33 protein-coding genes are annotated in these 25,096 nt (G+C 42.9%); 29 read left to right on the top strand and 4 right to left on the bottom strand.

The features are described 5' to 3' along the window. Nucleotides 1–52: 52 nt before the first annotated feature. Nucleotides 53–1,246 (top strand): elongation factor Tu, encoded by a 1,194-nt coding sequence (gene tuf, locus OW255_RS18250; protein ID WP_024834856.1) that lies wholly within the window; start codon nt 53–55, stop codon nt 1,244–1,246. A 443-nt stretch (nt 1,247–1,689) separates the two neighbouring features. Here tuf and OW255_RS18245 read toward each other — a convergent pair whose 3' ends face one another. Then, nucleotides 1,690–2,451: an alpha/beta hydrolase gene (locus tag OW255_RS18245; RefSeq protein WP_268114898.1), complete on the bottom strand. Its 762-nt coding sequence runs from the start codon at nt 2,449–2,451 to the stop codon at nt 1,690–1,692. After that, complete coding sequence (locus OW255_RS18240) at nt 2,448–3,278, bottom strand: helix-turn-helix domain-containing protein (protein WP_268114897.1); 831 nt, start codon at nt 3,276–3,278, stop codon at nt 2,448–2,450. Before OW255_RS18240 ends, OW255_RS18245 begins: the two co-directional genes overlap by 4 nt. Nucleotides 3,279–3,492: 214 nt before the next feature. Here OW255_RS18240 and OW255_RS18235 point away from each other — a divergent pair, with 214 nt between their 5' ends. The 4 genes from OW255_RS18235 to OW255_RS18220 all read left to right on the top strand — a co-directional run bounded on the left by OW255_RS18235 (nt 3,493) and on the right by OW255_RS18220 (nt 8,334). Then, nucleotides 3,493–4,584, top strand: coding sequence for a FecCD family ABC transporter permease (locus OW255_RS18235; RefSeq protein ID WP_024834859.1), 1,092 nt, complete (start codon nt 3,493–3,495; stop codon nt 4,582–4,584). Nucleotides 4,585–4,596: 12 nt separating this feature from the next. Beyond that, entirely contained in the window at nt 4,597–5,361 is a 765-nt protein-coding gene (locus OW255_RS18230; protein WP_268114896.1) for an ABC transporter ATP-binding protein, read from the top strand. Nucleotides 5,362–5,380: 19 nt separating this feature from the next. Further along, a complete protein-coding gene (locus OW255_RS18225) occupies nt 5,381–6,460 on the top strand; it encodes an ABC transporter substrate-binding protein (protein ID WP_268114895.1) in 1,080 nt (359 codons plus the stop codon). 200 nt (nt 6,461–6,660) lie between these two features. Further along, a complete protein-coding gene (locus OW255_RS18220; RefSeq protein WP_268114894.1) occupies nt 6,661–8,334 on the top strand; it encodes a DUF5722 domain-containing protein in 1,674 nt (557 codons plus the stop codon). A 45-nt stretch (nt 8,335–8,379) separates the two neighbouring features. Here the strand turns inward: OW255_RS18220 and OW255_RS18215 are convergent, their stop codons facing one another. After that, nucleotides 8,380–9,678, bottom strand: a complete 1,299-nt coding sequence (locus tag OW255_RS18215) for a S8 family peptidase (protein WP_268114892.1) — start codon at nt 9,676–9,678, stop codon at nt 8,380–8,382. 247 nt (nt 9,679–9,925) lie between these two features. Between OW255_RS18215 and OW255_RS18210 the strand changes: the two genes are divergently transcribed. The 3 genes from OW255_RS18210 to OW255_RS18200 are packed head-to-tail and all read left to right on the top strand — an operon-like array spanning nt 9,926 to nt 12,586. Continuing rightward, nucleotides 9,926–10,633 carry an N-acetylmannosamine-6-phosphate 2-epimerase gene (locus OW255_RS18210; RefSeq protein ID WP_268114891.1) on the top strand — a complete coding sequence of 236 codons (708 nt, stop codon included), beginning with the start codon at nt 9,926–9,928 and terminating at the stop codon, nt 10,631–10,633. A gap of 23 nt (nt 10,634–10,656) precedes the next feature. Then, entirely contained in the window at nt 10,657–11,511 is an 855-nt protein-coding gene (locus tag OW255_RS18205; RefSeq protein ID WP_024834865.1) for a MurR/RpiR family transcriptional regulator, read from the top strand. Nucleotides 11,512–11,548: 37 nt separating this feature from the next. Then, nucleotides 11,549–12,586 carry an acyltransferase family protein gene (locus OW255_RS18200; protein WP_268114890.1) on the top strand — a complete coding sequence of 346 codons (1,038 nt, stop codon included), beginning with the start codon at nt 11,549–11,551 and terminating at the stop codon, nt 12,584–12,586. Here OW255_RS18200 and OW255_RS18195 read toward each other — a convergent pair. Next, nucleotides 12,569–13,438, bottom strand: a complete 870-nt coding sequence (locus OW255_RS18195) for a class I SAM-dependent methyltransferase (RefSeq protein ID WP_024834867.1) — start codon at nt 13,436–13,438, stop codon at nt 12,569–12,571. The genes OW255_RS18200 and OW255_RS18195 overlap by 18 nt on opposite strands. 212 nt (nt 13,439–13,650) lie before the next feature. Between OW255_RS18195 and OW255_RS18190 the strand changes: the two genes are divergently transcribed. The 21 genes from OW255_RS18190 to rpsE all read left to right on the top strand — a co-directional run bounded on the left by OW255_RS18190 (nt 13,651) and on the right by rpsE (nt 25,093). Beyond that, nucleotides 13,651–14,022: a hypothetical protein gene (locus tag OW255_RS18190; RefSeq protein WP_024834868.1), complete on the top strand. Its 372-nt coding sequence runs from the start codon at nt 13,651–13,653 to the stop codon at nt 14,020–14,022. A 124-nt stretch (nt 14,023–14,146) separates the two neighbouring features. Next, nucleotides 14,147–15,502 (top strand): PspC-like choline-binding domain-containing protein, encoded by a 1,356-nt coding sequence (locus OW255_RS18185; protein WP_024834869.1) that lies wholly within the window; start codon nt 14,147–14,149, stop codon nt 15,500–15,502. Between the two features lie 501 nt (nt 15,503–16,003). Then, on the top strand, nt 16,004–16,321 hold the full coding sequence (rpsJ, locus tag OW255_RS18180; protein WP_013274341.1) for a 30S ribosomal protein S10: 318 nt from the start codon (nt 16,004–16,006) through the stop codon (nt 16,319–16,321). Nucleotides 16,322–16,500: 179 nt separating this feature from the next. Next, nucleotides 16,501–17,136 (top strand): 50S ribosomal protein L3, encoded by a 636-nt coding sequence (gene rplC, locus OW255_RS18175; protein ID WP_024834870.1) that lies wholly within the window; start codon nt 16,501–16,503, stop codon nt 17,134–17,136. 29 nt (nt 17,137–17,165) lie between these two features. Further along, the gene (gene rplD, locus OW255_RS18170; RefSeq protein ID WP_024834871.1) at nt 17,166–17,786 is read left to right on the top strand and encodes a 50S ribosomal protein L4; all 621 of its coding nucleotides are present in this window, start codon (nt 17,166–17,168) and stop codon (nt 17,784–17,786) included. Then, entirely contained in the window at nt 17,786–18,085 is a 300-nt protein-coding gene (rplW, locus tag OW255_RS18165; protein ID WP_024834872.1) for a 50S ribosomal protein L23, read from the top strand. The genes rplD and rplW overlap by 1 nt, the downstream gene beginning before the upstream one ends. 198 nt (nt 18,086–18,283) lie before the next feature. Next, nucleotides 18,284–19,132, top strand: a complete 849-nt coding sequence (gene rplB / locus OW255_RS18160; protein WP_024834873.1) for a 50S ribosomal protein L2 — start codon at nt 18,284–18,286, stop codon at nt 19,130–19,132. A gap of 19 nt (nt 19,133–19,151) precedes the next feature. Beyond that, entirely contained in the window at nt 19,152–19,433 is a 282-nt protein-coding gene (gene rpsS / locus OW255_RS18155; RefSeq protein WP_024834874.1) for a 30S ribosomal protein S19, read from the top strand. Nucleotides 19,434–19,506: 73 nt separating this feature from the next. Continuing rightward, a complete protein-coding gene (gene rplV / locus OW255_RS18150; protein WP_024834875.1) occupies nt 19,507–19,893 on the top strand; it encodes a 50S ribosomal protein L22 in 387 nt (128 codons plus the stop codon). Between the two features lie 11 nt (nt 19,894–19,904). Continuing rightward, nucleotides 19,905–20,561, top strand: coding sequence for a 30S ribosomal protein S3 (gene rpsC / locus OW255_RS18145; RefSeq protein ID WP_024834876.1), 657 nt, complete (start codon nt 19,905–19,907; stop codon nt 20,559–20,561). Beyond that, on the top strand, nt 20,561–20,986 hold the full coding sequence (rplP, locus tag OW255_RS18140) for a 50S ribosomal protein L16 (RefSeq protein WP_024834877.1): 426 nt from the start codon (nt 20,561–20,563) through the stop codon (nt 20,984–20,986). The genes rpsC and rplP overlap by 1 nt, the downstream gene beginning before the upstream one ends. A gap of 2 nt (nt 20,987–20,988) precedes the next feature. After that, complete coding sequence (gene rpmC / locus OW255_RS18135) at nt 20,989–21,195, top strand: 50S ribosomal protein L29 (protein WP_024834878.1); 207 nt, start codon at nt 20,989–20,991, stop codon at nt 21,193–21,195. A gap of 93 nt (nt 21,196–21,288) precedes the next feature. After that, nucleotides 21,289–21,543: a 30S ribosomal protein S17 gene (gene rpsQ, locus OW255_RS18130; RefSeq protein WP_024834879.1), complete on the top strand. Its 255-nt coding sequence runs from the start codon at nt 21,289–21,291 to the stop codon at nt 21,541–21,543. Nucleotides 21,544–21,569: 26 nt separating this feature from the next. Further along, nucleotides 21,570–21,938 carry a 50S ribosomal protein L14 gene (rplN, locus tag OW255_RS18125; RefSeq protein WP_024834880.1) on the top strand — a complete coding sequence of 123 codons (369 nt, stop codon included), beginning with the start codon at nt 21,570–21,572 and terminating at the stop codon, nt 21,936–21,938. A gap of 14 nt (nt 21,939–21,952) precedes the next feature. Continuing rightward, entirely contained in the window at nt 21,953–22,258 is a 306-nt protein-coding gene (gene rplX / locus OW255_RS18120; protein WP_024834881.1) for a 50S ribosomal protein L24, read from the top strand. A gap of 21 nt (nt 22,259–22,279) precedes the next feature. Next, a complete protein-coding gene (rplE, locus tag OW255_RS18115) occupies nt 22,280–22,819 on the top strand; it encodes a 50S ribosomal protein L5 (protein WP_024834882.1) in 540 nt (179 codons plus the stop codon). 15 nt (nt 22,820–22,834) lie between these two features. Next, entirely contained in the window at nt 22,835–23,020 is a 186-nt protein-coding gene (locus OW255_RS18110) for a type Z 30S ribosomal protein S14 (protein ID WP_002566501.1), read from the top strand. Between the two features lie 23 nt (nt 23,021–23,043). Continuing rightward, nucleotides 23,044–23,445, top strand: coding sequence for a 30S ribosomal protein S8 (rpsH, locus tag OW255_RS18105; RefSeq protein WP_024834883.1), 402 nt, complete (start codon nt 23,044–23,046; stop codon nt 23,443–23,445). Between the two features lie 189 nt (nt 23,446–23,634). Beyond that, nucleotides 23,635–24,177, top strand: coding sequence for a 50S ribosomal protein L6 (gene rplF, locus OW255_RS18100; RefSeq protein ID WP_024834884.1), 543 nt, complete (start codon nt 23,635–23,637; stop codon nt 24,175–24,177). A 17-nt stretch (nt 24,178–24,194) separates the two neighbouring features. After that, entirely contained in the window at nt 24,195–24,563 is a 369-nt protein-coding gene (gene rplR, locus OW255_RS18095) for a 50S ribosomal protein L18 (RefSeq protein WP_024834885.1), read from the top strand. A gap of 20 nt (nt 24,564–24,583) precedes the next feature. Next, the gene (rpsE, locus tag OW255_RS18090; protein WP_035317486.1) at nt 24,584–25,093 is read left to right on the top strand and encodes a 30S ribosomal protein S5; all 510 of its coding nucleotides are present in this window, start codon (nt 24,584–24,586) and stop codon (nt 25,091–25,093) included. The last annotated feature ends 3 nt before the right edge of the window (nt 25,094–25,096 follow it).

The following is a 25,096-nucleotide window of genomic DNA, read 5'->3' as shown; positions in this document are numbered from 1 at the left end:
CATATATAAACAAAGCTCGAAAGAGAGCGTAAATTAAGGAGGACGTTATAAAATGGCTAAAGCTAAGTTTGAAAGAAACAAAACCCATTGTAACATCGGTACCATTGGTCACGTTGACCACGGTAAAACAACTTTAACAGCTGCTATCACAAAGACACTTCACGAGAGATTAGGTACTGGACAGGCAGTAGCTTTCGAGAACATCGATAAGGCTCCAGAAGAGAGAGAGCGTGGTATCACAATTTCTACTTCTCACGTTGAGTATGAGACAGAGAAGAGACATTATGCACACGTTGACTGCCCAGGACATGCTGACTACGTTAAGAACATGATCACTGGTGCTGCTCAGATGGACGGCGCTATCTTAGTTGTAGCTGCTACCGATGGTGTTATGGCTCAGACAAGAGAGCACATCCTGCTTTCTCGTCAGGTAGGCGTTCCTTACATCGTTGTATTCATGAACAAGTGCGATATGGTTGACGATTCCGAGTTACTTGAATTAGTAGACATGGAAATCCGTGAGCTGTTAAACGAGTATGAATTCCCAGGCGATGATACACCAATCATCCAGGGTTCTGCTTTAAAGGCTCTTGAAGATCCTACAAGCTCTTGGGGCGACAAGGTTCTTGAATTAATGGCAGCAGTTGACGAGTGGGTTCCAGATCCAGTTCGTGAAACAGATAAGCCATTCTTAATGCCAATCGAGGACGTTTTCTCAATCACAGGTCGTGGTACCGTTGCTACTGGTAGAGTAGAGCGTGGTACATTACACGTATCTGATGAAGTTGAAATCGTTGGTATCCACGAAGAGACTCGTAAAGTTGTTGTAACTGGAATCGAAATGTTCCGTAAGTTACTTGACGAGGCTCAGGCTGGTGATAACATCGGTGCATTACTTCGTGGTGTTCAGAGAACTGAAATCGAAAGAGGACAGTGTCTTGTTAAACCAGGTTCTGTAAAGTGCCATAAGAAATTTACCGCTCAGGTTTACGTTTTAACAAAAGATGAAGGTGGACGTCATACTCCTTTCTTCAACAACTACAGACCTCAGTTCTACTTCAGAACAACTGACGTTACTGGTGTTTGTGATTTACCAGCTGGCACAGAGATGTGTATGCCTGGCGATAACGTAGAAATGTCTGTTGAACTGATTCACCCAGTAGCTATGGAGCAGGGTCTCCGTTTCGCTATCCGTGAAGGTGGACGTACAGTAGGTTCAGGTAGAGTTGCTACTATCGTTGAATAATTAAAATTTAAAGCCGAGCCCTTAGTAATAAGGGTTTCGGCTTTTTCTTTTTGTCTTTTAGTAGTAAAATGGTACTATTATATGGAAGTGAATTTCTGGATTATTTCATTTGGCTTGTTGGATTATCCTTGATTGGTATTTTCTTTCAGTAGAATATGGGGTATGATATAACCAAAAGCAAGGGAGGTTATAGAATGAGCATTGTAGCAATCGGTATAGTACTGGTTATTGTAGTAGTGGTAGTGTTGGTAATAGTAGCGGTGTTAACAAAAAAGTAGGATATCATAGAGGCGGTGAACCCCGTCTCCTTTTTTGTCTAACAAGAGTAATAATAGCACAAAGCATAATTACAAACTTGAATCAATCAGAGTATGTAATCATAGCTGTAATATAAATTCCTGTCAATTTTATTGCAAAGAGAATCGCTTGACCATCCTAATATCTTAGTACTTGCCTATTTCCTCATTCAACCACAACAACCCATTCCGATAACGCTCACCAGCCAGGGAATGGTGTCCTCCTTCATCGTTGGAGACTGTGACCTTACCTGGAAGCATTTGAGACAGGAGCTGACCAGTCTCTTCTGCATATCTGGCCGCATGTTCCATTGGGCCTGATTTCCCTTTCCCCTCCTTGGTACCATAATGTAAGTAAATAGAATCTGGCCCTTTTCCAATGCTGTTTCCTTCCAGCCACGACATCCAGCCATCATACCAAAAGGAACTGCAGATTCCAGCCACATGGCGCCAGCAATCCTGAATGGTAAGGGCGTATACATTGATTAAGCCGCCCAGAGAATAACCAAGCAATGAAACATTATCGGGATCAACTCTGTAATGTTCCAATAGCCAGGGGAGGAGATTTGTTTCCAGTGACTTAAGGTATTCATCTCCCTTTCCCTTGAAATCAGGAAAACGTGTTGCCATGGCTTTGGCTGGCCACGGGGTATACTCGGAGAGTCGGTCCAGAGGACATATCATGACAAGAATGAATTCCCTGCCTTTATTCTCTTTCCACAGGGCCTCCAGTTCGTCGAGCACTGGTACCAGAGCCTTCATGGCCTGATCCCCATCCTGTACAAGGATGGCTGGGTAAGTTTTGCTATCGTTCTGTTTCCACGCCTGGGGTAGATAAATATAAATCTTGCGGTCATCCCACTGGGTTTCTATGATAGTATGAGTTCCTTCTACATGTTCTGAATTCATAATTTCTTCCTTTCTGTTTGCCATCCGCTTTTGATTTTACTAGGAGCAATTCCCATATGCTTTTTAAATAACCGGCTGAAATAAAACTCGTCCTTATATCCCACAGAGACAGCCGCCTGCCGGACGCTGAAACCATTTTCATTTAGCAGACCAGCCGCTGTTTCCAGCCGGTATTCAATCAGGTAATCAATGGGGCGAATGCCCATAACCTTGTGAAACAAGTAAGAAAAGTTTTCAGGTCTTTTTCCAAAATGCCCGGCGATTTCCTTAAGTGTCAGAGGCTCTGTATAATGATTTCGAATATATAAGGCTGCCTCATTGATAAAATTAAGCTCCTCTGATTCCTGTTTACTAAGCTGAGAACAGAATAAGGCATCGAAAAGCTTTTGAGTCGTAAAATTCATACGGAACCGGGAACGGATATCATGGCAGTGAGAGAGCCGCAGCAATTCTTCCAGGCAGTCATCAACCTCTGCTCCATTTATAATTTCAAGCTCATAGGCAGAATGAATAAAATCTGTGCCCCTGCCCTGGGAATCGAATGGGTCATAATAAAGATTAATATGGCAAAATGGTTCGTCTCCCTCAATATAAAAGGTGAGTTTTTTACCAGGACAGCCGTGAATGACTTTGCCAGGTACGGCTGTAAAGGTCTGATTATCAAAAGAAATAACAGCTTTTCCGCTCACTGGAAAGATAAAGGCTGCCCGTGTAGTTTCATAGGAAGCCGGTACCTGTCCCGGCACCTTTGTAAAGGAGGCGGCCTTTTGAATTGTCAATGGAAATCTGGCATATTCTTCTGCTAACTGGGTACGGAAATCAGACATGTACGTCCTCCTTTTTTCATAAATCTACATTTTAGCTATTATAGCTCCATTGTTTTTGGAAGTCAATGTATGATGGAGTGGTGATATTTTTTATCGGAATACATTTAATAATTGTCCATGGTATTACAGAATTCTCTATTCCTATTTTCTGCATCAATCCGTATAATAATCTACGGTTAGTTATAGCTAATAAGATAGAAGGAGGACCTACTCTTTGAATCAACCTATTTCAGAGGCATACATAGAAAATCAAAGGAGCAGTAAGGCTTTCGGGCTGATGCTTGCGGGAATGGTATTTGTGCTCCTTTTGTCCGTTGTATTGTCCATGTCATTTGGCTCCATGAAAATATTACCGTCTCATACCTATGCAATCCTTTTGGATAAGCTTTTTGGAATACAGATGGATCCAGCTCTCACAAGTCGTCTTTCAGAGGTTAATATCATTTGGGAAATACGTTTTCCCCGGGTGATTCTCGGTGCTGCGGTGGGAGCCGGTCTTTCTCTTTGCGGTATGGCAATGCAGGCGGCGGTTCAGAACCCTTTGGCAGAGCCATATATTCTGGGAATTTCATCTGGTGCATCCTTAGGTGCCACCTTTTCCATCATGCTTGGCATCGGTTCCCTTAGCTGGCTCTCTATCAATGCCAGTTCCTTCTGGGGGTTCGCAGGCGCACTGTTAGCAGCATTTTGCGTGTTAATGCTGGCTTCTATGGGAAGTAAGATGACAAGCTCCAAGCTGGTGCTATCCGGTACGGTAGTCAATGCTCTTTGCAATGCCCTCAGCAATTTTATCATCTTTATGGCAGGTGATGCCCAGGGAATGCAGAGCGTAAAATTCTGGACCATGGGTTCTCTGGCAGGAGCAAAATGGCAGAATATCTTCTTTCCGGTTGTCCTTACCATTGTTTGTTTTGTGGGATTTCTATTTCAATACAGAACCTTAAACACCTTGCTCCTTGGGGATGAAGCAGCGGTGACCCTTGGAATTCCAGTGGCAAAGTACCGAAGGCTATATATGGTGGCGGCTTCGTTATTAACCGGAGTGCTGGTAGCCTATTGCGGTATTATCGGATTTGTTGGACTTATTATTCCACATATCACCAGAGCTGTGGCAGGTGCTGACCATCGGAGACTGACACCTCTTTGCACCGTGGGAGGTGCCGTTTTTATGATTTGGGCGGATACCTTTGCAAGAATCGCCGTTCCCAATTCAGAGCTTCCCATTGGAATTGTCACTGCACTCATTGGTGCACCGTTCTTTGTGTATATTCTGGTACGGAAAAGCTATTCCTTCCGGGAAGGATAAGGAGGATAAAGAATGGAACTGAACGTAGAAGACTTAAGAGTGAACATAGGAAGCACAGAGATTGTAAAGGGCATATCCTTAAAGGGAGAAAGCCATAAATTTACCGGCCTTTTAGGTCCTAACGGGAGCGGAAAGTCCACGCTGTTAAAAGCAATTTACCGGGTTTTAAAGCCAAGCGGTGGAGTGGTCCTGATGAATGGAAAGGACATTTCCCTGATATCGGAAAAGGAAAGAGCCAAAAATATGGCGGTAGTATCCCAGTTTAATCAGGTGAGCTTTGAATTTACCGTGAAAGAAATTGTTATGATGGGGCGTACTCCCCATAAAAGGCGACTGGAGCAGGAGACCATAGAAGATTATGAGATCGTTTCCGATGCTCTTAAAAAAGTGGGCATGGAGTCTTACTCCAAACGAAAATTTTCCACCCTATCAGGAGGAGAAAAGCAAAGAATCATTTTAGCCAGAGCATTGGCCCAGCAGCCGAAGATTCTGATACTGGATGAGCCGACCAACCACCTGGATATCAAATATCAGCTTCAGGTGCTGTCCATTGTTAAACAGCTTGATATCTGCGTCGTGGCAGCCCTTCACGATCTTTCCCTGGCCTCCATGTTCTGCGATACCATATATATGTTAAAAGACGGACGGGTAATGGGACAGGGCAAACCAGAAGAAGTGATTACAACAGAGATGATACGGGACATTTATGATGTCAGTGCGTCGGTGGCCATTGATGAAAAGACAGGTCAGTTAGCCATTCAATATATGATTTCATGATAAAATGAGGAGATTAATAATGAAAAAGAAAATGTTTTTAACTATGGCAGCCGTTTGTGCAATTGCTGTCGCAACCGCAGGCTGTACCGCCAAAAAAAATAAAACAGAATCTGCGTCTGAGACACAGACAGCTGCAAAACAGGTAACGACGGAGCAGACAGCAGAGTCACAGTCTTTGGCCAGTGATAAGTCTTCTGGTCTTCCGTTTACATACTTTGCCTATGATGCAGACGGAACCAGCCATGAACAAAAGGTAGAAAAAGCGCCTCAGAAGATAATAACCAACAATCAGACAAGCACGGAGCTTTTATTAAAACTTGGACTTGGCGACCGTATCATAGCGACTGTATTAAAGGACAATCCTACCACAGAGGATTTGGCTGCCGCTTACGATGCGATTCCTGTATTGGCGGACAAGCGAGATATATCCAAGGAAAAGGTAGTAGGTATGGAGCCTGATATTGTAGTGGGAAGAGTAAAATCCTTTACCCCCGAAACTCTTGGTTCTGTCAGTGACTTAAATGATATGGGCATTGCCGCCTATACCCAGGAGTCTACCCGAATGGATCAGGAAATTACAATGGAGTCTATTATAGAAGATATCAAAAACATTGGTAAGATCTTTGAGAAAGAAGAGCAGGCAGAAAAGCTGGCGGATGACCTCACCACACGCCTTGCTAAGACAGAAGAGCGTTTAAAATCCATTGAGGGAGAGCCATTAAAGGTACTTCTTATGGTAAATTATAAGGATGGAGCCTTTGGCGGCTATGGAAAAAATGCCTCCCTTCAAAATGATCTCTTAAAACGTCTTCATGCCGAGAATATATTGGAGAAAGGCGGGAGCGCCCTGTCCGCAGAGAACTTAATCTCCATGGATCCTGATGTCATTGTTTATGTCCTGGGGACCCATAATGAAGAAAATGATAAGAACGCAGTGGAGTCCATGCTTTCCAATGATGTGATTAAAAGTGTAAAGGCCATTGAAAATAAGAAAATAATAACCGTTGAATACAATGAGCTTATGGGCGGAGGGTACCGAACCTTTGACTGTATGGAAGCTTTGGCAGATTTTCTGTATCCGGAAGCGGCAAAACAATAAAATAATTGTCTGAAATGAGAGGGCAGGGCATAGGATTTTAAATGAAATCCCTGCCCTGCTTTTCTTTCTGATTTCGCAGAAGCCTTAAGGTTTTATTACAAATAAGTAATAAAATCGTTATTGTAAATATCAGGGAAATTGGTTATCATTGTAAGGAATCTTTAAATGACGTGATAATGACAATATGGAGGAATGCGAACATGAAGAGAATAAAGATAGGCAGGGCCTTAACCGGACTTGTTTCCGCTGCATTTTTATGCTGCGCGACTGCCTTTGTTTCACTTGCAGATGTGGGCTCGGCAGGAGTACAGGCAGAAATTCAGTCCTGTCTCATCAATTCAGATAAAAATAATGTGACCGTTAAAATCTCAAACACTGCAAACATGGAAGGAACAGACGGAGTTCTTTATCTGGTAGAGCTGCAGCCTTATCAGTCCAACCTGGATGGAAGAACGGATTACGCGGCTAAAGCTTCACCAGGCAGTACGGTTACCTTTACATTTCCACTGAACAGGAATACCCCTCAGGATAGACTCTACAGCAAATTCGTAGTGGCTGTATGGGATGGTACCAAATACATAGAAGTAAGCAAGCCTCATTACATAACAAATCCTGAGATGGTTGCAGCCAATACCACAGCCTTCAACGCTCCTCTTACGAAAAAGGGATTAAACATTGAGTTAAATATGTTAGGGGATGCCTTTGAGTTAGGTGTTAAGCATGTTGCTACTAACATCGCTTTCCATCAGATTCTTGGTGAAGGCATTGATTATCAGTTTGATGGCAAGACCTATCATTTTGATAAAAATGTAATTAAAGGATACGATGAAACCATCAGCGCCTTGTCTGGAAAAGGAATGACTGTTACCGCTATTATCTTAAACGGATGGAATGATAAAACACCGAATCTCATCTACCCGGGCACAAAGAAAAGCTCCACAGCATTTTACTATATGTTTAATACAGCGACTCCCGAAGGTCTTGATGAGACCAGAGCCATTGCTTCTTTCCTGGCAGAACGCTACAGTGGTGCCAACCCCAACAGCGGAAAGATCTCAAACTGGATCATTGGAAATGAGATCAATAACCAGCAATGGAACTACGTAGGTGCCAGAGATATCACCAGCTATGTGCAGGCGTATCAAAATGCCTTCCGCGTGTTCTATACAGCGATCAAGAGCACCAGTGCCAATGACAGGGTATATTACTCCCTCGACTATAACTGGAACAACGAGATTGATAACAAGGTAAAATACGGCGGTAAAGCCATTGTAGATACCTTTAACTCCATCGCCAATGAACAGGGACAGATGGACTGGGGACTTTCCTATCACCCATATCCATGTCCAATGACTGAGCCGGAGTTCTGGGATGATGATAAAACAGGACTGATTACCAATGATTATAACTCCCCTGTCATCAACTTTAAAAACTTGACTACCCTTACCAACTATATGGCCCAGGATCCATTAAAATCTCCTACCGGCCATGTGCGCCATATCATACTTACAGAGCAGGGATTTACAGCGACCAGCCAGTCACGAGGCAATATCCCGCAGGTTCAGGCTGCAGCATTCGCTTATTCCTATTACCTGGTTGACAGCAATCCTTACATTGATGCCTATATCTTAAGCCGTCAGGTGGATGCGCCTCTGGAAGTTAGAAGCGGTCTGTCCTTTGGCCTCTGGGAATGTGCCATGGACCGTGGCGATGATATTGTTGCAACCAAGCGCCGGAAGATCTGGCAGGTATTTAAGGATATCGATAAGAAGAAATACACTCTGGAAACAACAGAGTTTGCAAAATCTATCATAGGAATCCAAAAGTGGTCCGATGTAGTTCCGGATTTCCGTTGGAAGTCCATAGAGAAATAAAAAAGAAACGGCAGCAGGAATGTAATCCTTGCTGCCGTTTCTTTTTTATTTCCAGTTAAGGGCACTGTATGCGTCTAAAAGACCGCCGCTTGCTACCTTTCCATTTAAAGATTCGAGCTTTCTGCTGGAATCCATAAGAATCTGTTTTACATCGGATAAGGCAATATCGGTGCGGTAAGAATATACCATGGCAGCCACTCCGGTTACCATAGGAGCAGCCATGGAGGTACCGCTCATAAACCCGTATTTATTATTAGGAATGGTGCTTAAGATATAAGTACCAGGAGCAGCAATATCCACGCTGGCTGCCCCGAAGTTGGAATCCTTACTTAAGGTTCCATCAAAAAGGATATTGGCTACGGCGATTACGTTGTCGTAGGGAAGGGAAGCAGGATAAACAGGATTTACATCCGTATCGTAACCAAGTCCTGAGATTCCTCCATTTCCAGAGGAGACAACGAACAGCATGTGAGAATTTTTAATGGTCTGTGCCAGTTCTTCGCTGTAGGCCGAGGTTCCCATACTAAGATTACAGATGGAAGCACCATTGGCTTCCGCATAGCGGATGGCACTAATCACTGCTTCAGGAGTTCCGGTTCCTTCTTTTCCGCCAAGTGCTTTTATAGGCATGATCTTAACGTATTTGTTATCCGTAATTCCTGCAATTCCGTAAGCACCCCTCGCAGCTCCTATGGTTCCTGCTGCATGGGTTCCATGGCTATCCTCATTGCCGGAGAACACCTTGTTGTTTCCGGAATAGAAATTCCAGCCATGTATATCATCTACAAAGCCATTTCCGTCATTGTCCAGGCCATCGCCGTCGATTTCACCAGGGTTTGTCCAGATGGCGTCCTTAAGCTCCTGATGTCTTATATCAATGCCTGTATCTATGATAGCAACCGTCACAGAACGTTTTTCTCCTGCCTTGTCATAGAGTTCCCAGGCGGGCTGTATATCAATATCGATTCCTGGTACTGCTTTTGTAACCTTGGATTCATAATCTCCTGGGCCAGGCTTTGGAAGTCCAAGGCCCATACTGGATTTTAACCCGTCATAAACGTTGTCAACGGCCTGGAACTTGGATTTTAATTCCACAAGACGAAATTCCCCGTCATTTTTAAGTCCCCACTGATAGGTGGAAAACTCATCGGCCGGGGAAAGATTAACAAGCCCAGGTCCTATGGCCAGGGGGTGAAGGACTTGTCCAGCGTCGGTTGAAAACGAGCGGAGCTCACGTTCTATCCCTGAGTGATTGTCTGACGGTATTCCGGCAGTGAAGTGAAAGGAAAGGCCGGCAATCAAAATGGCAAGGGACAGACCTGCGGCTCTAGTTCTTTTTTTCATGGTTTCTTTCTCCTTAATATGAAGCATTCATTGAAACTATTGGTATTATACCATAAACCCTACGCGTCAGGTTTCAAAATTATGTGAAAAAACAGCTTAATTTTTATTAATTTTGGACATGCGTACCACTTTTCCTGGAATATGAAAGGTACTGAACCACAAAATAATTTTCAGTTCACAGAAATTATGTTGAAATATATTTTTTGTTTATGATATGATTGTTCTATTAATGGGAAGGGGGCAGATTATGGGAGAAGAAATTCTTCATAAGCTAAAGGGCGGCCTGATTGTTTCCTGCCAGGCACTTGAGGATGAACCTCTCTTTAGTTCTTATATCATGTCCCGAATGGCATATGCGGCAAAAGAGGGCGGTGCAGTGGGAATCCGGGCTAATTCCAGTGCAGATATAAAAGCCATTAAGGAGACGGTAACGCTTCCTGTCATTGGAATTGTAAAGAAGGAATACGCTGGAAGTGAAGTATATATAACTCCCACCATAAAGGAAGTAGATGAACTGGTTTCCTGTGGGGCAGAGATCATTGCCCTGGACGCCACTAACAGACAAAGGCCTGGGGGAGAAACTCTAAAAGACTTTTGGAAAGAAGTCCGGGTAAAATACCCAAATCAGTTATTCATGGCGGATTGTGCCACCTATGAGGAGGGCATGGAAGCGTCTATTCTTGGATTTGATCTGATTGGAACTACCTTAAGCGGGTACACCAGGGAGACAAAAGAAGTGAAGCTTCCCAATCTTTTATTAATGAAACAGCTTTCCAGGGTCATAAAGGGGCCGGTCATTGCAGAAGGAGGCATTTGGTCACCAGAGCAATTAAAGGAAGCATTTTCTGCCGGTGTATTTGCGGCAGTCGTAGGAAGTGCCATAACAAGGCCAAGGGATATCACCAATTATTTTGTTACCGGTTCCGGATGCCGGAATGGCAATGAAATGAGATAAGGATAAAAAGGAGCGTATATAATATGAAGGGGGATTTTTTGACCAGAATCCGTTTGGAGTACAATCAGTTTACTAAGGCGGAGAAAAAGGTAGCAGACTACATCCTGCAAAATTCCAGAGAGGTCCTGTTTATGTCAATCACCGGACTTGCAGAGGCGTGTGAGGTAGGAGATACCAGTGTGTTCCGTTTCTGTAAGACTTTAGATTTAAAGGGATACCAGGAATTTAAGATGAGGTTGTCTTTAAGCCTCCACGATGAGACGACGGGCCAGGGTCGCTTAGAAGGAGACATCAGCTTAAGGGATTCCTTTCAGGAGGTTTCCAGAAAAGTGCTTAATACGAATATGAGTGCACTGGAAGAGACGTACTCTCTCTTAAATGAGGAGCAGTTTGGTAAGGTCATTGATGCTCTATATGAGGCAAAACGGATCTGCTTTTTTGGTGTTGGAGCCAGTATGATATCTGCCCTAAAGGCTGCAAATAAATTTATGAGAATAGAGCCCAAGGTGTTCTGCCTTCAGGATGCTCACATGCAGGCCATGGCGGCTTCCATGATGACAGAGGGAGAGGCAGCTGTATTTTTCTCCTATTCCGGCTCCACTAAGGATACTATACATGCCGCGGAGCTGGCAAAAAAGGCAGGAGCAGTTACCATCTGCATCACCAGGTTCTTAAAATCGCCTCTTACATCCTTTGCAGATATGACTCTTTTATGCGGTGCCAATGAAGGTCCTCTTCAGGGTGGGTCCACCTCCTCTGAGATCAGCCAGCTATTTCTCATTGACTTAATGTATACGGAATATTATAGAAGGTATTTTGAACAGTGTGACAGGAATAATGAGAAGGTATCGGCATCAGTTCTGGATAAAATGTGTTAATCACTTACTATTTAGAAGAAGGAAGAAAGGAGAGCCTATGGAAGAGCAGAAGTTTAGAAATAAAATCATCTGGTTTACCTTTTTCTTCAGTGTTCTGGTTATCTGGGTCCACTCCTATAACGCAGTGCTATTTTTAGGTGCCACCAAAACCGCCTATCGTACTGATTATTTGGAGCGCTTTTTAGGAGATACTATCGCGCAGGTGGCTGTGCCCGGCTTTTTTTTGATTTCTTCCTACCTTTTCTTTCGAACCTTTACCTTGAAGCTTCTTTGGCCCAAATGGAACTCCAGGATACGCAGCATACTGGTTCCTTATATTGTATGGAATTTTCTATATTATCTTGGATATGTCATAGGAAGCAGGATTCCTGTGATCAGAGATATTATGGGAAAGGGGAGGATTCCTTTTTCCATCGTTAAGGCTGGGGATGCGGTTCTTCATTATACCTATAATTACGTGTTCTGGTATTTGAACCAGCTCATAATCCTTGTAATACTGGCGCCTCTCATCTACCTTATAATAAAGAAGAAAGTAATTGGCGCAATCTTTATCCTGGGCATCTTCTTTGCTATTTATGCGGGTATAGAGTTAAGATTTGTAAATCTGGATGCCATGCTCTATTATTCTGCCGGGGCCTTTGCAGCAGTTCATGGAAAAGAGATAGTAGAAAAAAGCTGGGATAGAAAAAAGTTCCTGGCCGGTCTTTTTTTGCTTATTTTATCTTATCTGGTATATGGCTTTGACTTTCCGGGGGAAGCTCCGGGAGAGATGGCAGCTTCTGTTGTGCTATTTCGCTTGTTTGTTCCCGTGGCCTTATGGCTTATAGTACCTGATTTTCTGCTGTTTGAAGCAAAGGAATGGATGAAGCAGAATTTTTTTCTCTATGCCATTCATTTTGCCATGGTGAGACTGATAAACAAAACAGGAGCATTTCTGCTCCCGTCCCTTCCGGCAATTCCTATAGGAATCTTTTTATTCATGCCGGTCATATGCGTTTTTTTAAGCTATTATATCGCTTGTTTCTTACGGAGATTCACCCCAAGAATCTGGTGTCTGTTAAACGGAGGTCGATGACCATCGTCCTGATGCACCACAGGGAAGTACCAGACCTGTCCTGGTAACCGGAAGACCTACTTCTCCGGCCTCAACCTTGCCGCCATGTTTCCCGCCAACTTCCGTGGATAACATGTAGGACAATACAGAAGGTGCCAGTCCTGTTGTATAGGAATTAATCAGGAAGAACAGCGGAGTATCAGAAAGAAGCTGAGAACAAAGCTGAACCAATGGGTAGATGGCATCTTCAATCTTCCAGATCTCACCCTTAGGTCCTCTTCCATAGGAAGGAGGATCCATAATAATGGCATCGTATTTACTGCCTCTGCGGATTTCTCTTTCCACGAACTTTACACAATCATCTACGATCCAGCGAATGTTTGCAGATTCTAAATTAGAGGAGCGGGCATTCTCCTTGGCCCAGCCTACCATACCCTTGGAAGCATCCACATGGGTGACGGAAGCCCCGGCCTTTGCGGCAGCTAAGGTAGCGCCTCCGGTGTATGCAAATAAGTTTAATACCTTTACGGGCCGTCCGGCCTTTTTTATTTTATCACTGAACCAGTCCCAGTTTGCCGCCTGCTCCGGGAAGAGTCCTGTATGTTTAAAGCTGAAGGGCTTAAGCTGAAATGTCAGCTCCTTATAGCTGATGGTCCACTGTTCCGGCAGGTGAAAGAATTCCCATTCACCGCCGCCTTTTGCACTTCGGTGATAATGGCCGTTCATCTTGGTCCAGCCCTTTTCTGTCTTGGGAGTAGACCAGATAACCTGAGGGTCAGGACGCACAAGGATATAATTACCCCAGCGCTCCAGCTTTTCTCCTTCTGAACAATCTATAATTTCATAATCTTTCCAGCCGTCTGCAATCCACATAATCGGTGCCAACCTTTCTATCTAACAATCCTATATTTCCTACGATTCTATGATTATACTGGAAAGAGCTTTAAGCGTCAAGTACGGCTCAAAACAGGTTTTGGACGGCTTTAATCACCTCTTTGTGCTATGTCCTATATAATATAGTATAAATCGCTTAAAGAGGTGAATTTTAATGAGTTGTTTACGTATGGGCTTTTGTGTAGGTAACTGTGGGCTCAATTGCTGGGGGAATTACAGATTTTGTAACGGCTGCGGCAGTTGGGGAAATATCTGCTTTAACAATTGTTCCAACCGCAGATGTTGCTGCAGAAACCGCTGTGGAAATCAATGCAATCGCTGCAACAATCGTTGTAACCGTTGCACAAATCAATGTGGAAACTGCGGGCGCGGAAGTAATTGTGGATGCAGAAATAATCGTTGTAACTGACAGAGTGCGTGAGCATTCTTTCATATTTTATAGATTGGGTGGGTTCCCGGCATTGCCGGACCCGCCTTTTTCATGTAATGAGCTTCTTTCGCAGAATCTCCTTGATGAATGTAATAAATACCGTTTATTCTTATGTATTCTTTCATATTTATGACCATATGGAGAAACAGAGCAATAATTTTGTAATAGAATCGAAAGATTAAAACAGTTGAATAATCTGAGAATAATTGTTAAAATGAAATTAGCAAGAAAAGGAAATCCCTGTAAGGAGTGAAGATATGAAAAGAAAAGGTCTCATTGTACTGGCAGCAAGTGCAGTGCTGGCGGTTCATGTTCCGACCGTAGACGCCTGGGCAGGCTGGGAGAAATCAGCTTCCGGTAATAACTGGGTGTATGTGGACGAAAGCGGGAATAAAGTAACCAACACCTGGAAGAAGGGCGAGGACAACAACTGGAGATACTTAAATTCCAACGGTGAGATGGCACTTAATTCATGGGTGGAGAATACCTATTATGTGGATTCCAACGGAATTTTAGTGACAGACAAGTGGATGAAGTTCCAGGATAACGGTTCTGCCAACTATAAGTGGTATTATTTTGGAAGCAGTGGGAAAGCCATTATGGACAATTGGTCAAAGATCAACAACAAGTGGTATTACTTTGACTCCAATGGTGAGATGCAGACAGGCTGGGTCTTAGATGACATGTATTACTGTGGAACAGACGGTGCTATGAGGACAGGCTGGCAGAAGCTCTATCCACCTGGCAGCAATGAAGAATCCGGAAGGGTAAATCCTGGAGACAGTGATGACGGCAAGTTATGGTATTATTTTGGTGACAATGGAAAAAAGTACGTTCCTAAGGATTCAAGCGGTGATTATGGATCCTATAAGATTGATGGGGTAGCCTATTGTTTTAATTCAGATGGTGCCCTTCAGACTGGCTGGAAGAATGTCGGAATTGATAACGCGGAACATGAGATTCAGAATTATAAGTACTATGATGCCAATGGGAAATTAAGAGTGGGCTGGTACTCGGTAGAGCCCCCCAGAGATATTTCCGGTTATGAAGAGAATGTAGAGTGGTTTTACTTTTCTACGGCAGGAGTTCCAAAAGCTGGACCGAAAGAGGGCGAGGCAAGAACTTCAGATTTAACTAAGATTAATGATAAAACGTATTTATTTAATGAACTTGGGAATCCGGTGTATGGACTTCAGAAGGTATCCATTGGCGGGTCTTCTGATTATACTGCTTTCTATTTTGGTGATAAAAAAACCAGTACGATGCAAAAGGGGAAAGTGAAAGTAGTGGAGGGCGATGGCAACGATACTACTTATTACTTTAGTGACAGCGGTCGTGGGTATACTGGGGTGAAGGATGGCTACCTTTATTATATGGGAAAGCTTCAGTGTGCGGATGACGGCAATAAGTATGACCCGATTGCAATTCCTACTGGTAGTACAAAGACTACCTATGTGGTGAATACGTCTGGGAGAGTTTCTAAGAATACTACGGTTAAAAGTGCGGATGGTGTGAAGTATAAGACCGGGAGTAATGGGAATTTGATTAAGGTGGATGATGAGAATCCAAAAGGGAATGAAGGGAAAGAACCTGTGGAACCGGCTTGGCAGTAAGATGGAGAGATCCGGTCAGACATGAAATCCTTCAGGTGGTTGGAGGGAGTTCAGACATGGAATTCATCATTTGGCGTGTTGATATTTTTATAAAGATGGATTTGTTGGCGCCAAATGATTCATTCACGGGCTGCGCCCTATAGAAAAAGATAAGCAATTTCCTCTTTGTGAGCGAGCTCACACGGGGAAATTGCTTATCTTTTTCTGCATGTCTTAGTTTTTGAAAAAATATGAAAAAAACTCTTGCAATGGAAAAAAAAGTGTGTTATTCTGTTAAGGCTGTGGCATGATAGCGTTGAAGCGTGAGGTTGCTGCTTGTATAAGCAGGTTTTCCGCGGAGCGAATGTCAAGTTAGGAAACTGGCGACAAGTCACTGTACAATTTAAAACTCTGCAATTGAAAGAGAAAGTCTGTGTGAGGTCCTGGAGGACACACACGGGAACGTGTACAGTCACCGCTTGTCGTACTTCTATTAAGTGCGAAAAGGAGGCGACTTTTTTTATGGCAAGTCAAGTAATGAGAATCACATTAAAGGCCTATGACCATCAGTTAGTTGATCAGTCAGCAGGCAAAATCATCGACACTGTAAAAAAGACAGGATCTAAAGTGAGCGGACCGGTGCCGTTACCAACCAAGAAGGAAGTGGTAACCATCTTAAGAGCGGTTCACAAATACAAAGATTCCAGAGAGCAGTTCGAGCAGAGAACTCACAAGAGACTTATTGATATCATCACACCAAGCCAGAAAACTGTTGATGCATTATCCAGACTGGAAATGCCTGCAGGTGTGTACATCGATATCAAGATGAAGAATAAATAATCTTCATCAGAAACAATTTAGGTAATATCCTGAAGGGTTTTAATATAGAAGCAACACTTTTTCCTGTAAGGAATCAACATCTCTGCCAGGCAGAGTTATAGTGTTCCACGTATATTGGACTGTTCTAGGATGATTGCGAAAGCAATCCGCTGTAGAATTAACAAACAGGAGGTAAAAACATGAAGAAGGGTATTTTAGCTACCAAAGTCGGAATGACACAGATCTTCAATGAAAACGGAGTATTAACTCCAGTAACAGTTCTTCAGGCTGGTCCTTGTGTAGTAACACAGATCAAGACCGTTGAGAACGATGGTTACAGTGCAGTACAGGTTGGTTATGTTGATAAGAGAGAAAAACTTGTTAGCAAGCCATTAAAAGGCCATTTTGATAAGGCCGGAGTTTCTTACAAGAGATATGTAAGAGAATTCAAGCTTGAGAATGCTTCCGAGTATTCTGTTAAAGACGAAATCAAAGCTGATATCTTCGCTGCAGGCGATAAGATTGATGCAACCGCAATCTCCAAAGGTAAAGGTTTCCAGGGTGCTATTAAGAGACACGGACAGTCCAGAGGACCTATGGCTCACGGTTCTAAGTTCCACCGTCATGCTGGTTCCAATGGTGCTGCTTCTGATCCAAGTAAGGTATTCAAAGGCAAGAAGATGCCTGGTCAGATGGGTAACAAGAGAATCACAATCCAGAACCTTGAAATCGTTAGGGTTGACATTGAAAACAACCTGATTTTAGTTAAGGGTGCTGTACCAGGACCAAAGAAGTCTCTAGTAACAATCAAGGAAACAGTAAAAGCATCTAACTAATGCTTTTATAAGAAAGGAGGATCATACAGATGGCAAACGTATCTGTTTACAATATGGAAGGTAAAGAAGTTGGCACATTAGAGTTAAACGATGCAGTGTTCGGCGTAGATGTAAATGAGCATCTCGTACACATGGCAGTCGTAAGCCAGCTTGCAAATAAGCGCCAGGGCACACAGAAAGCAAAAACACGTGCTGAAGTATCCGGCGGCGGAAGAAAACCGTGGAAGCAGAAAGGAACCGGTCACGCAAGACAGGGTTCAACAAGATCTCCACAGTGGACAGGCGGTGGAGTAGTATTCGCTCCAACTCCAAGAGATTATACAATCAGACTGAACAAGAAAGAAAGAAGACTTGCTCTTAAATCTGCATTAACAAGCAGAGTGAACGAGAATAAGTTCATCGTTGTTGACGAGTTAAAGTTTGATGAGATCAAAACAAAGAAATTCCAGACTGTATTAAATAACTTAAAGGTATCTAAAGCACTTGTTGTTGTTGGTGATGACAGCTCTAACGCAGTACTGAGCGCAAGAAACATTGCTTCTATTAAGACTGCTTTCGTTAACACAATCAACGTATACGATATCTTAAAGTACAACACAGTTGTTGCTACCAAGACTGCTGTTGCAGCAATCGAGGAGGTGTACGCATAATGGCAGATATTAAGTATTACGACGTAATCCAGAAGCCTGTAGTAACTGAGAAGAGCATGAACGCTATGGCGTCCAAGAAGTACACATTTATTGTACACACAGATGCTAACAAGGCTATGATTAAGGAAGCTGTTGAGAAGATGTTCCCAGGAACAAAAGTTGACAAAGTGAACACTATGAACTTAGACGGAAAGACCAAAAGAAGAGGTATGACTTTCGGTAAGACTTCTAAGACAAAGAAAGCTATCGTTCAGTTAACAGCAGACAGCAAAGAGATCGAAATTTTCGAAGGACTGTAAGATCGGGACGCCTGGTGACGCGTGAAGCACGAAGGAGCGGTTATCCGAACTACGTGTGACAGCGGATACTCCGAACAGCGTGAGGAGTATCTTTTGCACCGTCAGAGAGCAGACAAAAGACTATCAGTCAACCTATGTGATGAACATTATATCACGATATTTAAGATACGCCAGGCGGCGTTGAAAGGAGAAATAATCATGGGAATTAAAAAGTATAACCCATATACCCCTTCCAGAAGACACATGACCGGTTCTGATTTCAGCGAAATCACTAAAGATACTCCTGAGAAGTCCTTGATCAGCAAAACTATCAAGAAGACAGCCGGCCGTAATAATCAGGGTAAAATCACAGTTAGACATCGCGGAGGCGGCGTTAAGAGAAAATATAGAATCATCGACTTCAAGAGAAACAGCAAAGATGGTGTTGCAGCAACTGTAATTGGTATCGAGTACGATCCAAACAGAACAGCAAACATCGCTCTGATCAGCTATGTTGATGGTACAAAGGCATATATCCTCGCTCCTGCTGGTTTAACAGACGGAATGAAGGTTATGAGCGGCGAGAACGCAGAAGCAAAAGTAGGTAACTGTTTACCATTAAGCAAGATCCCGGTTGGTGCTCAGGTTCATAACATTGAGCTTTACCCAGGAAAAGGCGGTCAGTTAGTACGTTCTGCTGGTAACGGCGCACAGTTAATGGCGAAAGAGGGCAAGTACGCAACTCTTCGTTTACCTTCCGGCGAAATGAGAATGGTTCCAATCAACTGCAGAGCTACCATCGGTGTTGTAGGCAATGGAGATCATAACCTGATCAATATCGGTAAAGCTGGTAGAAAACGTCACATGGGATTCCGTCCTACAGTCCGCGGTTCTGTTATGAACCCGAATGACCATCCACACGGTGGTGGTGAAGGTAAGACTGGTATCGGCCGTCCAGGTCCAAGTACACCATGGGGCAAACCAGCACTTGGCTTAAAGACAAGAAAGAAAAACAAGCAGTCTAACAAGTTAATCGTTAGAAGAAGAGATGGAAAGACCGTTAAATAATTGAAGGAGGTTAGAATCTATGGCTCGCTCACTTAAAAAAGGACCATTTGCAGATGCTCATTTACTCAAAAAAGTAGATGCTATGAACGCAGCAGGACAGAAGCAGGTAATTAAGACCTGGTCTCGCCGTTCTACTATCTTCCCGCAGATGGTTGGACATACAATTGCAGTTCATGATGGCAGAAAACACGTTCCGGTTTATGTAACAGAAGATATGGTTGGACACAAACTGGGTGAATTCGTTGCTACAAGAACTTACAGAGGACATGGCAAAGACGAGAAGAAGTCTGGCCGTAAGTAATGAAAGAAACAAACTCCCTCCGGGCAGTCGTAAGGACTCCCAAAGGGCGTTATAGTTGAAAGGAGGATTTACCATGGCTAAGGGACATAGAAGCCAGATTAAAAGAGAGAGAAATGCCGATAAGGACAAAAGACCGTCAGCAAAGTTATCCTATGCTAGAGTTTCTGTTCAGAAAGCATGTTTCGTATTAGACGCTATCAGAGGCAAGGACGTTCAGACAGCACTTGGTATTGTAACTTACAATCCCAGATATGCTTCTACTTTAATAGAGAAGTTATTAAAATCAGCAGCAGCTAACGCTGAGAATAATAACGGCATGGACCCAGCAAAGCTTTACGTAGAGGAATGTTTTGCAAACAAGGGACCGACAATGAAGAGAGTAAAACCTAGAGCACAGGGCCGCGCTTATAGAATCGAAAAGAGAATGAGCCACATCACGATCGTGCTTAATGAAAGATAAGGAGGCAAAGAATGGGACAGAAAGTTAATCCACACGGCTTAAGAGTCGGTGTTATTAAAGACTGGGACTCAAAATGGTATGCTGAAGCTGATTTCGCAGACAACTTAGTAGAAGATTATGCGATCAGAAAATTCCTGAAAAAGAGATTATACAGCGCTGGCATTTCTAATATTGAAATTGAAAGAGCATCTGACCGCGTTAAAGTTATTATCCACACAGCAAAACCAGGTGTTGTAATTGGAAAAGGCGGATCTGAAATCGAGAAGTTAAAGGTTGAAGTTCAGAAGCTTACAGATAAAAAGTTATTCGTAGACATCAAAGAGATTAAGAGACCGGATAAAGATGCTCAGTTAGTTGCTGAATCTATCGCTCAGCAGTTAGAGAACCGTGTATCCTTCCGTCGTGCTATGAAATCTACTATGGGTCGTTCCATGAAGGCTGGAGTTAAAGGTATCAAAGCTGCAGTTGCTGGCCGTCTTGGCGGTGCAGATATGGCTCGTACAGAGTTCTACAGCGAAGGAACTATTCCGTTACAGACATTAAGAGCAGATATTGACTACGGTTTCGCTGAGGCTGATACAACCTTCGGTAAGATCGGTGTTAAGGTTTGGATCTACAATGGTGAAGTACTTCCAACTAAAGGAAACAAGGAAGGGAGCGTAAAATAATGTTAATGCCTAAAAGAGTTAAGCGTCGTAAACAGTTCCGTGGAAACATGGCTGGTAAAGCTTTAAGAGGCAATAAGATCAGCAACGGTGAATTCGGTCTGGTTTCTTTAGAGCCATGCTGGATCAGATCTAACCAGATCGAGGCAGCTCGTATTGCCATGACACGTTACATTAAGCGTGGTGGTAAAGTCTGGATTAAGATTTTCCCGGATAAACCTGTAACAGCAAAGCCAGCAGAGACCCGAATGGGTTCCGGTAAGGGCAGTCTGGAATACTGGGTAGCAGTAGTAAAACCAGGCCGTGTATTATTCGAAATCGCTGGAGTACCTGAAGAAACAGCACGTGAAGCTTTACGTCTTGCTATGCACAAGTTACCATGCAGATGTAAGATTGCTGCTAAAGCAGATTTAGAAGGCGGTGAATGACAGTGAAAACTAATAAGTATGTAGAAGAATTAAAAGGAAAATCAGTTTCTGAACTGAATACAGAATTAGTAGCTGCAAAGAAAGAACTTTTCAATTTAAGATTTCAGAATGCGACCAATCAGCTTGATAACACAAGCAGAATCAAAGACGTTCGCAAGAACATTGCCAGAATCCAGACTGTTATCGCTGAGAAGGCAAAGTTAGCTTAAGTTGTGACTTTATAAAAGCATGACACACACGAGTGCGTGTAAACTTATAGATAGGGCCGAAGAGGCCATAAACTCGAAAGGAGAATACCTAACGTGGAAAGAAATCTTAGAAAAACCCGTACTGGTAAGGTTGTAAGCAACAAGATGGATAAGACTATCGTAGTTGCTATCGAAGACCATGTAGAACATCCTTTATACGGCAAGATCGTAAAAAGAACGTATAAATTAAAAGCTCATGATGAGAAAAATGATTGTAACATGGGCGATACCGTTAAAGTTATGGAAACAAGACCCCTGTCCAAAGATAAGAGATGGAGACTTGTTGAGATTATCGAAAAAGCGAAATAATTTATTTTTAGGAAGGAGTATCAGGCATGATTCAGCAGGAGACCAGATTAAGGGTTGCTGATAATACTGGTGCAAAGGAACTTCTTTGCATCCGTGTTATGGGTGGATCTACAAGAAGATATGCTAGTATTGGTGATGTTATCGTTGCCAGCGTTAAAGATGCAACACCTGGCGGTGTTGTAAAGAAAGGCGACGTTGTTAAGGCCGTTGTTGTACGTTCTGTAAAGGGCGCACGCCGTAAAGACGGTTCCTATATCAAGTTCGATGAGAATGCTGCCGTAATTATCAAAGATGACAAGACTCCAAAAGGAACTCGTATCTTTGGACCGGTTGCCAGAGAGTTAAGAGAGAAGCAGTTCATGAAGATTGTTTCCTTAGCTCCAGAAGTATTATAAGGAGGTGTCGGACTGTGCATAAAATTAAAAGAGACGACCTGGTTAAGGTTATCGCAGGTAAAGATAGAAACAAACAGGGCAAAGTTCTTCATGTTGACACAAAGAACAACAAAGTAACAGTGGAAGGCGTAAACATGATCACAAAGCATGTTAAGCCTAGCGCAGGCAGCCCACAGGGCGGTATCGTGCAGAAAGAAGCTGCATTTGATATTTCCAATGTTATGCTTGTTGTTAACGGAAAAGCTACAAGAGTTGGCTTTGAAGTTAAAGACGGCAAAAAAGTACGTGTTGCTAAAGCTACCGGTAAGGTAATTGACTAATTCGGAGAGGAGGAATAAAAATTGGCTAGATTAAAAGATATTTACCAGACAGAGATCGTAGAAGCTATGGTAAAGAAGTTTGGATATAAGAATGTTATGGAAGTACCGAAGTTAGACAAGATTGTCATCAATATGGGTATTGGTGAAGCTAAAGACAATGCCAAGGTTTTAGACTCTGCTGTTAGAGATTTAGAGATCATCTCCGGACAGAAGGCAGTTTTAACTAAGGCTAAGAAGTCAATTGCTAACTTCAAGCTCAGAGAAGGTATGCCGATCGGATGTAAAGTTACATTACGTGGCCAGAGAATGTATGAGTTTGCTGATCGTCTGATCAACCTTGCACTTCCTCGTGTACGTGACTTTAGAGGCGTTAACGCCAATGCATTTGATGGAAGAGGAAACTATGCACTTGGTATTAAAGAGCAGCTCATTTTCCCTGAAATTGAGTACGATAAAGTTGACAAGGTAAGAGGTATGGACATCATTTTTGTTACTACCGCTAAGACAGACGAAGAAGCCCGTGAACTTTTGACATTATTCAATATGCCATTTGCAAAATAGTAGGAGGAATATTCCATGGCTAAGACTTCAATGAAGATCAAACAGCAGAGACCTGCAAAATTCTCCACAAGAGAATACAATCGTTGCAGAATCTGCGGTCGTCCACATGCTTATTTAAGAAAATACGGAATCTGCAGAATCTGCTTCCGTGAATTAGCATATAAGGGTCAGATCCCAGGCGTTAAAAAAGCTAGCTGGTAAATTAAGGAAGGAGGCAATTCAAAATGACAATGAGCGATCCAATCGCAGATATGCTTACAAGAATCCGTAACGCAAATACTGCAAAACATGATACAGTAGATGTACCTGCATCCAAGATGAAATTAGCTATTGCTGATATCCTTGTGAAAGAGGGCTACGTTAAAAAATATGATATCGTAGAAGACGGTGCATTCCAGACAATCCGGATTACCTTAAAATACGGTAAAGACAAAAACGAAAAAATCATCACAGGTATTAAGAGAATCTCCAAACCAGGTTTACGTGTATACGCAAACAAAGAGGAGTTACCGAAAGTACTTGGCGGTTTAGGAATTGCTATCGTCTCCACAAACCAGGGCGTAATTACTGATAAAGTAGCTCGTTCCATGGGTGTAGGCGGAGAAGTTCTGGCATTCGTTTGGTAATAACAAAAAGGAAACTCCATCGCCACTAAGCTCGTGGAAAACCTCGCTATACCCAGTAGAGCGGGGCACGCTGAGTGCCGGGGAGTGCTTTCGCACGTAAGCGTCTAAAGAACAGACGCTGAGTGCTCAATGCATCTGAAAACAGAGAGGACACAGGTTCCTCTCCGAGAATTTAAGGAGGTAAACGGCATGTCACGTATCGGAAGAATGCCTATCGCGATTCCAGCAGGCGTAACTGTAACAATCGCAGAAAATAATAAAGTGACTGTAAAAGGTCCTAAGGGAACTCTTGAGAGAGATTTACCTGTAGAGATGGCTATCAAAGAAGAAGATGGTCATATCGTAGTTACAAGACCAAATGACTTAAAGAAAATGAAATCCTTACACGGTCTGACAAGAACACTGGTAAACAACATGGTTGTTGGTGTTACTAGCGGCTATGAGAAGAAGCTTGAAATCAACGGTGTTGGTTACAGAGCTCAGAAGCAGGGCAACAAGCTGATCCTGTCTCTTGGTTATTCTCATCCAGTAGAAATGATCGATCCAGAAGGCATTGAGTCTACAATGGAAGGTCAGAACATCATTTTCATTAAAGGCATCGATAAAGAAAAAGTTGGCCAGTACGCTGCTGAAATCAGAGATAAGAGAAGACCTGAACCTTATAAGGGCAAAGGTATTAAGTATGCTGACGAAGTTATCAGACGTAAAGTTGGTAAAACTGGTAAGAAATAATTAAGGAGAGTGTAAAGATGGTTAGCAAACAGTCAAGAAGCGAAGTTCGCGTTAAAAAGCACAACAGATTACGTAATCGTTTTGCAGGCACTGCAGAAAGACCACGTTTAGCTGTGTTTAGAAGCAATAATCATGTGTATGCTCAAATTATTGACGATACAGTTGGTAAGACTTTAGTCGCTGCTTCTACAGTAGAAAAAGAAGTAAAGGCAGAATTAGAGAAAACTAACGACGTTGATGCTGCAGCATATGTAGGTACCGTAGTTGCTAAGAGAGCAATTGAAAAAGGTATTCAGGAAGTTGTTTTTGACAGAGGCGGTTTTATATATCAGGGTAAGATCCAGGCATTAGCAGACGCAGCAAGAGAAGCTGGTCTGAAATTCTAAGTAGAGAGGAGAATGACAGCGTGAAACGTACAATTGTTGATGCAAATCAAGTAGAATTAAACGACAGAGTAGTTGCTATCAAGCGTGTATCTAAAACCGTTAAAGGTGGACGTACCATGAGATTCTCTGCTTTAGTAGTCGTAGGCGATGGCAACGGCCGCGTAGGTGCAGGTCTTGGCAAAGCTGGTGAAGTTCCAGAAGCAATCCGTAAAGGAAAAGAGGCTGCTGTTAAGAACATGGTCAGCGTACCGATCGACGAGAACAACAGTATTCCTCATGACTTAATCGGTAAATTCGGAAGTGCATCTGTACTTCTTAAGAGAGCAAACGAAGGTACTGGAGTTATCGCAGGCGGTCCTGCTCGTGCAGTTGTTGAGCTTGCAGGTATTAAGAATATCCGTACAAAGTCTATGGGTTCTAACAACAAGACTAATGTTGTTTTAGCTACAATCAAAGGATTGACTCAGTTAAAGACTCCTGAGGAAGTTGCAAGACTTCGCGGTAAATCTGTTGAAGAGATTTTAGGCTAAGGA

This window comes from Lacrimispora xylanolytica, from assembly GCF_026723765.1.
GTDB lineage: Bacteria > Bacillota > Clostridia > Lachnospirales > Lachnospiraceae > Lacrimispora > Lacrimispora xylanolytica.
This window is presented reverse-complemented; position numbering and strand designations above follow the sequence as displayed.

What these genes read in the sequence shown, in the direction of transcription:
- OW255_RS18230 (WP_268114896.1), top strand. Translation starts at nt 4,597, where the DNA reads ATGGAACTGAACGTAGAAGACTTAAGAGTGAACATAGGAAGCACAGAG.
- rplW (WP_024834872.1), top strand. Translation starts at nt 17,786, where the DNA reads ATGGCAGATATTAAGTATTACGACGTAATCCAGAAGCCTGTAGTAACT.
- OW255_RS18225 (WP_268114895.1), top strand. Translation starts at nt 5,381, where the DNA reads ATGAAAAAGAAAATGTTTTTAACTATGGCAGCCGTTTGTGCAATTGCT.
- rpsJ (WP_013274341.1), top strand. Translation starts at nt 16,004, where the DNA reads ATGGCAAGTCAAGTAATGAGAATCACATTAAAGGCCTATGACCATCAG.
- rplP (WP_024834877.1), top strand. Translation starts at nt 20,561, where the DNA reads ATGTTAATGCCTAAAAGAGTTAAGCGTCGTAAACAGTTCCGTGGAAAC.
- OW255_RS18220 (WP_268114894.1), top strand. Translation starts at nt 6,661, where the DNA reads ATGAAGAGAATAAAGATAGGCAGGGCCTTAACCGGACTTGTTTCCGCT.
- rpsC (WP_024834876.1), top strand. Translation starts at nt 19,905, where the DNA reads ATGGGACAGAAAGTTAATCCACACGGCTTAAGAGTCGGTGTTATTAAA.
- tuf (WP_024834856.1), top strand. Translation starts at nt 53, where the DNA reads ATGGCTAAAGCTAAGTTTGAAAGAAACAAAACCCATTGTAACATCGGT.
- OW255_RS18240 (WP_268114897.1), bottom strand. Translation starts at nt 3,278, where the DNA reads ATGTCTGATTTCCGTACCCAGTTAGCAGAAGAATATGCCAGATTTCCA.
- rplN (WP_024834880.1), top strand. Translation starts at nt 21,570, where the DNA reads ATGATTCAGCAGGAGACCAGATTAAGGGTTGCTGATAATACTGGTGCA.
- OW255_RS18210 (WP_268114891.1), top strand. Translation starts at nt 9,926, where the DNA reads ATGGGAGAAGAAATTCTTCATAAGCTAAAGGGCGGCCTGATTGTTTCC.
- OW255_RS18195 (WP_024834867.1), bottom strand. Translation starts at nt 13,438, where the DNA reads ATGTGGATTGCAGACGGCTGGAAAGATTATGAAATTATAGATTGTTCA.
- OW255_RS18200 (WP_268114890.1), top strand. Translation starts at nt 11,549, where the DNA reads ATGGAAGAGCAGAAGTTTAGAAATAAAATCATCTGGTTTACCTTTTTC.
- OW255_RS18110 (WP_002566501.1), top strand. Translation starts at nt 22,835, where the DNA reads ATGGCTAAGACTTCAATGAAGATCAAACAGCAGAGACCTGCAAAATTC.
- rplR (WP_024834885.1), top strand. Translation starts at nt 24,195, where the DNA reads ATGGTTAGCAAACAGTCAAGAAGCGAAGTTCGCGTTAAAAAGCACAAC.
- rpsS (WP_024834874.1), top strand. Translation starts at nt 19,152, where the DNA reads ATGGCTCGCTCACTTAAAAAAGGACCATTTGCAGATGCTCATTTACTC.
- OW255_RS18205 (WP_024834865.1), top strand. Translation starts at nt 10,657, where the DNA reads ATGAAGGGGGATTTTTTGACCAGAATCCGTTTGGAGTACAATCAGTTT.
- OW255_RS18215 (WP_268114892.1), bottom strand. Translation starts at nt 9,678, where the DNA reads ATGAAAAAAAGAACTAGAGCCGCAGGTCTGTCCCTTGCCATTTTGATT.
- rplB (WP_024834873.1), top strand. Translation starts at nt 18,284, where the DNA reads ATGGGAATTAAAAAGTATAACCCATATACCCCTTCCAGAAGACACATG.
- rplF (WP_024834884.1), top strand. Translation starts at nt 23,635, where the DNA reads ATGTCACGTATCGGAAGAATGCCTATCGCGATTCCAGCAGGCGTAACT.
- OW255_RS18185 (WP_024834869.1), top strand. Translation starts at nt 14,147, where the DNA reads ATGAAAAGAAAAGGTCTCATTGTACTGGCAGCAAGTGCAGTGCTGGCG.
- rplV (WP_024834875.1), top strand. Translation starts at nt 19,507, where the DNA reads ATGGCTAAGGGACATAGAAGCCAGATTAAAAGAGAGAGAAATGCCGAT.
- rpsH (WP_024834883.1), top strand. Translation starts at nt 23,044, where the DNA reads ATGACAATGAGCGATCCAATCGCAGATATGCTTACAAGAATCCGTAAC.
- rplD (WP_024834871.1), top strand. Translation starts at nt 17,166, where the DNA reads ATGGCAAACGTATCTGTTTACAATATGGAAGGTAAAGAAGTTGGCACA.
- OW255_RS18245 (WP_268114898.1), bottom strand. Translation starts at nt 2,451, where the DNA reads ATGAATTCAGAACATGTAGAAGGAACTCATACTATCATAGAAACCCAG.
- rplC (WP_024834870.1), top strand. Translation starts at nt 16,501, where the DNA reads ATGAAGAAGGGTATTTTAGCTACCAAAGTCGGAATGACACAGATCTTC.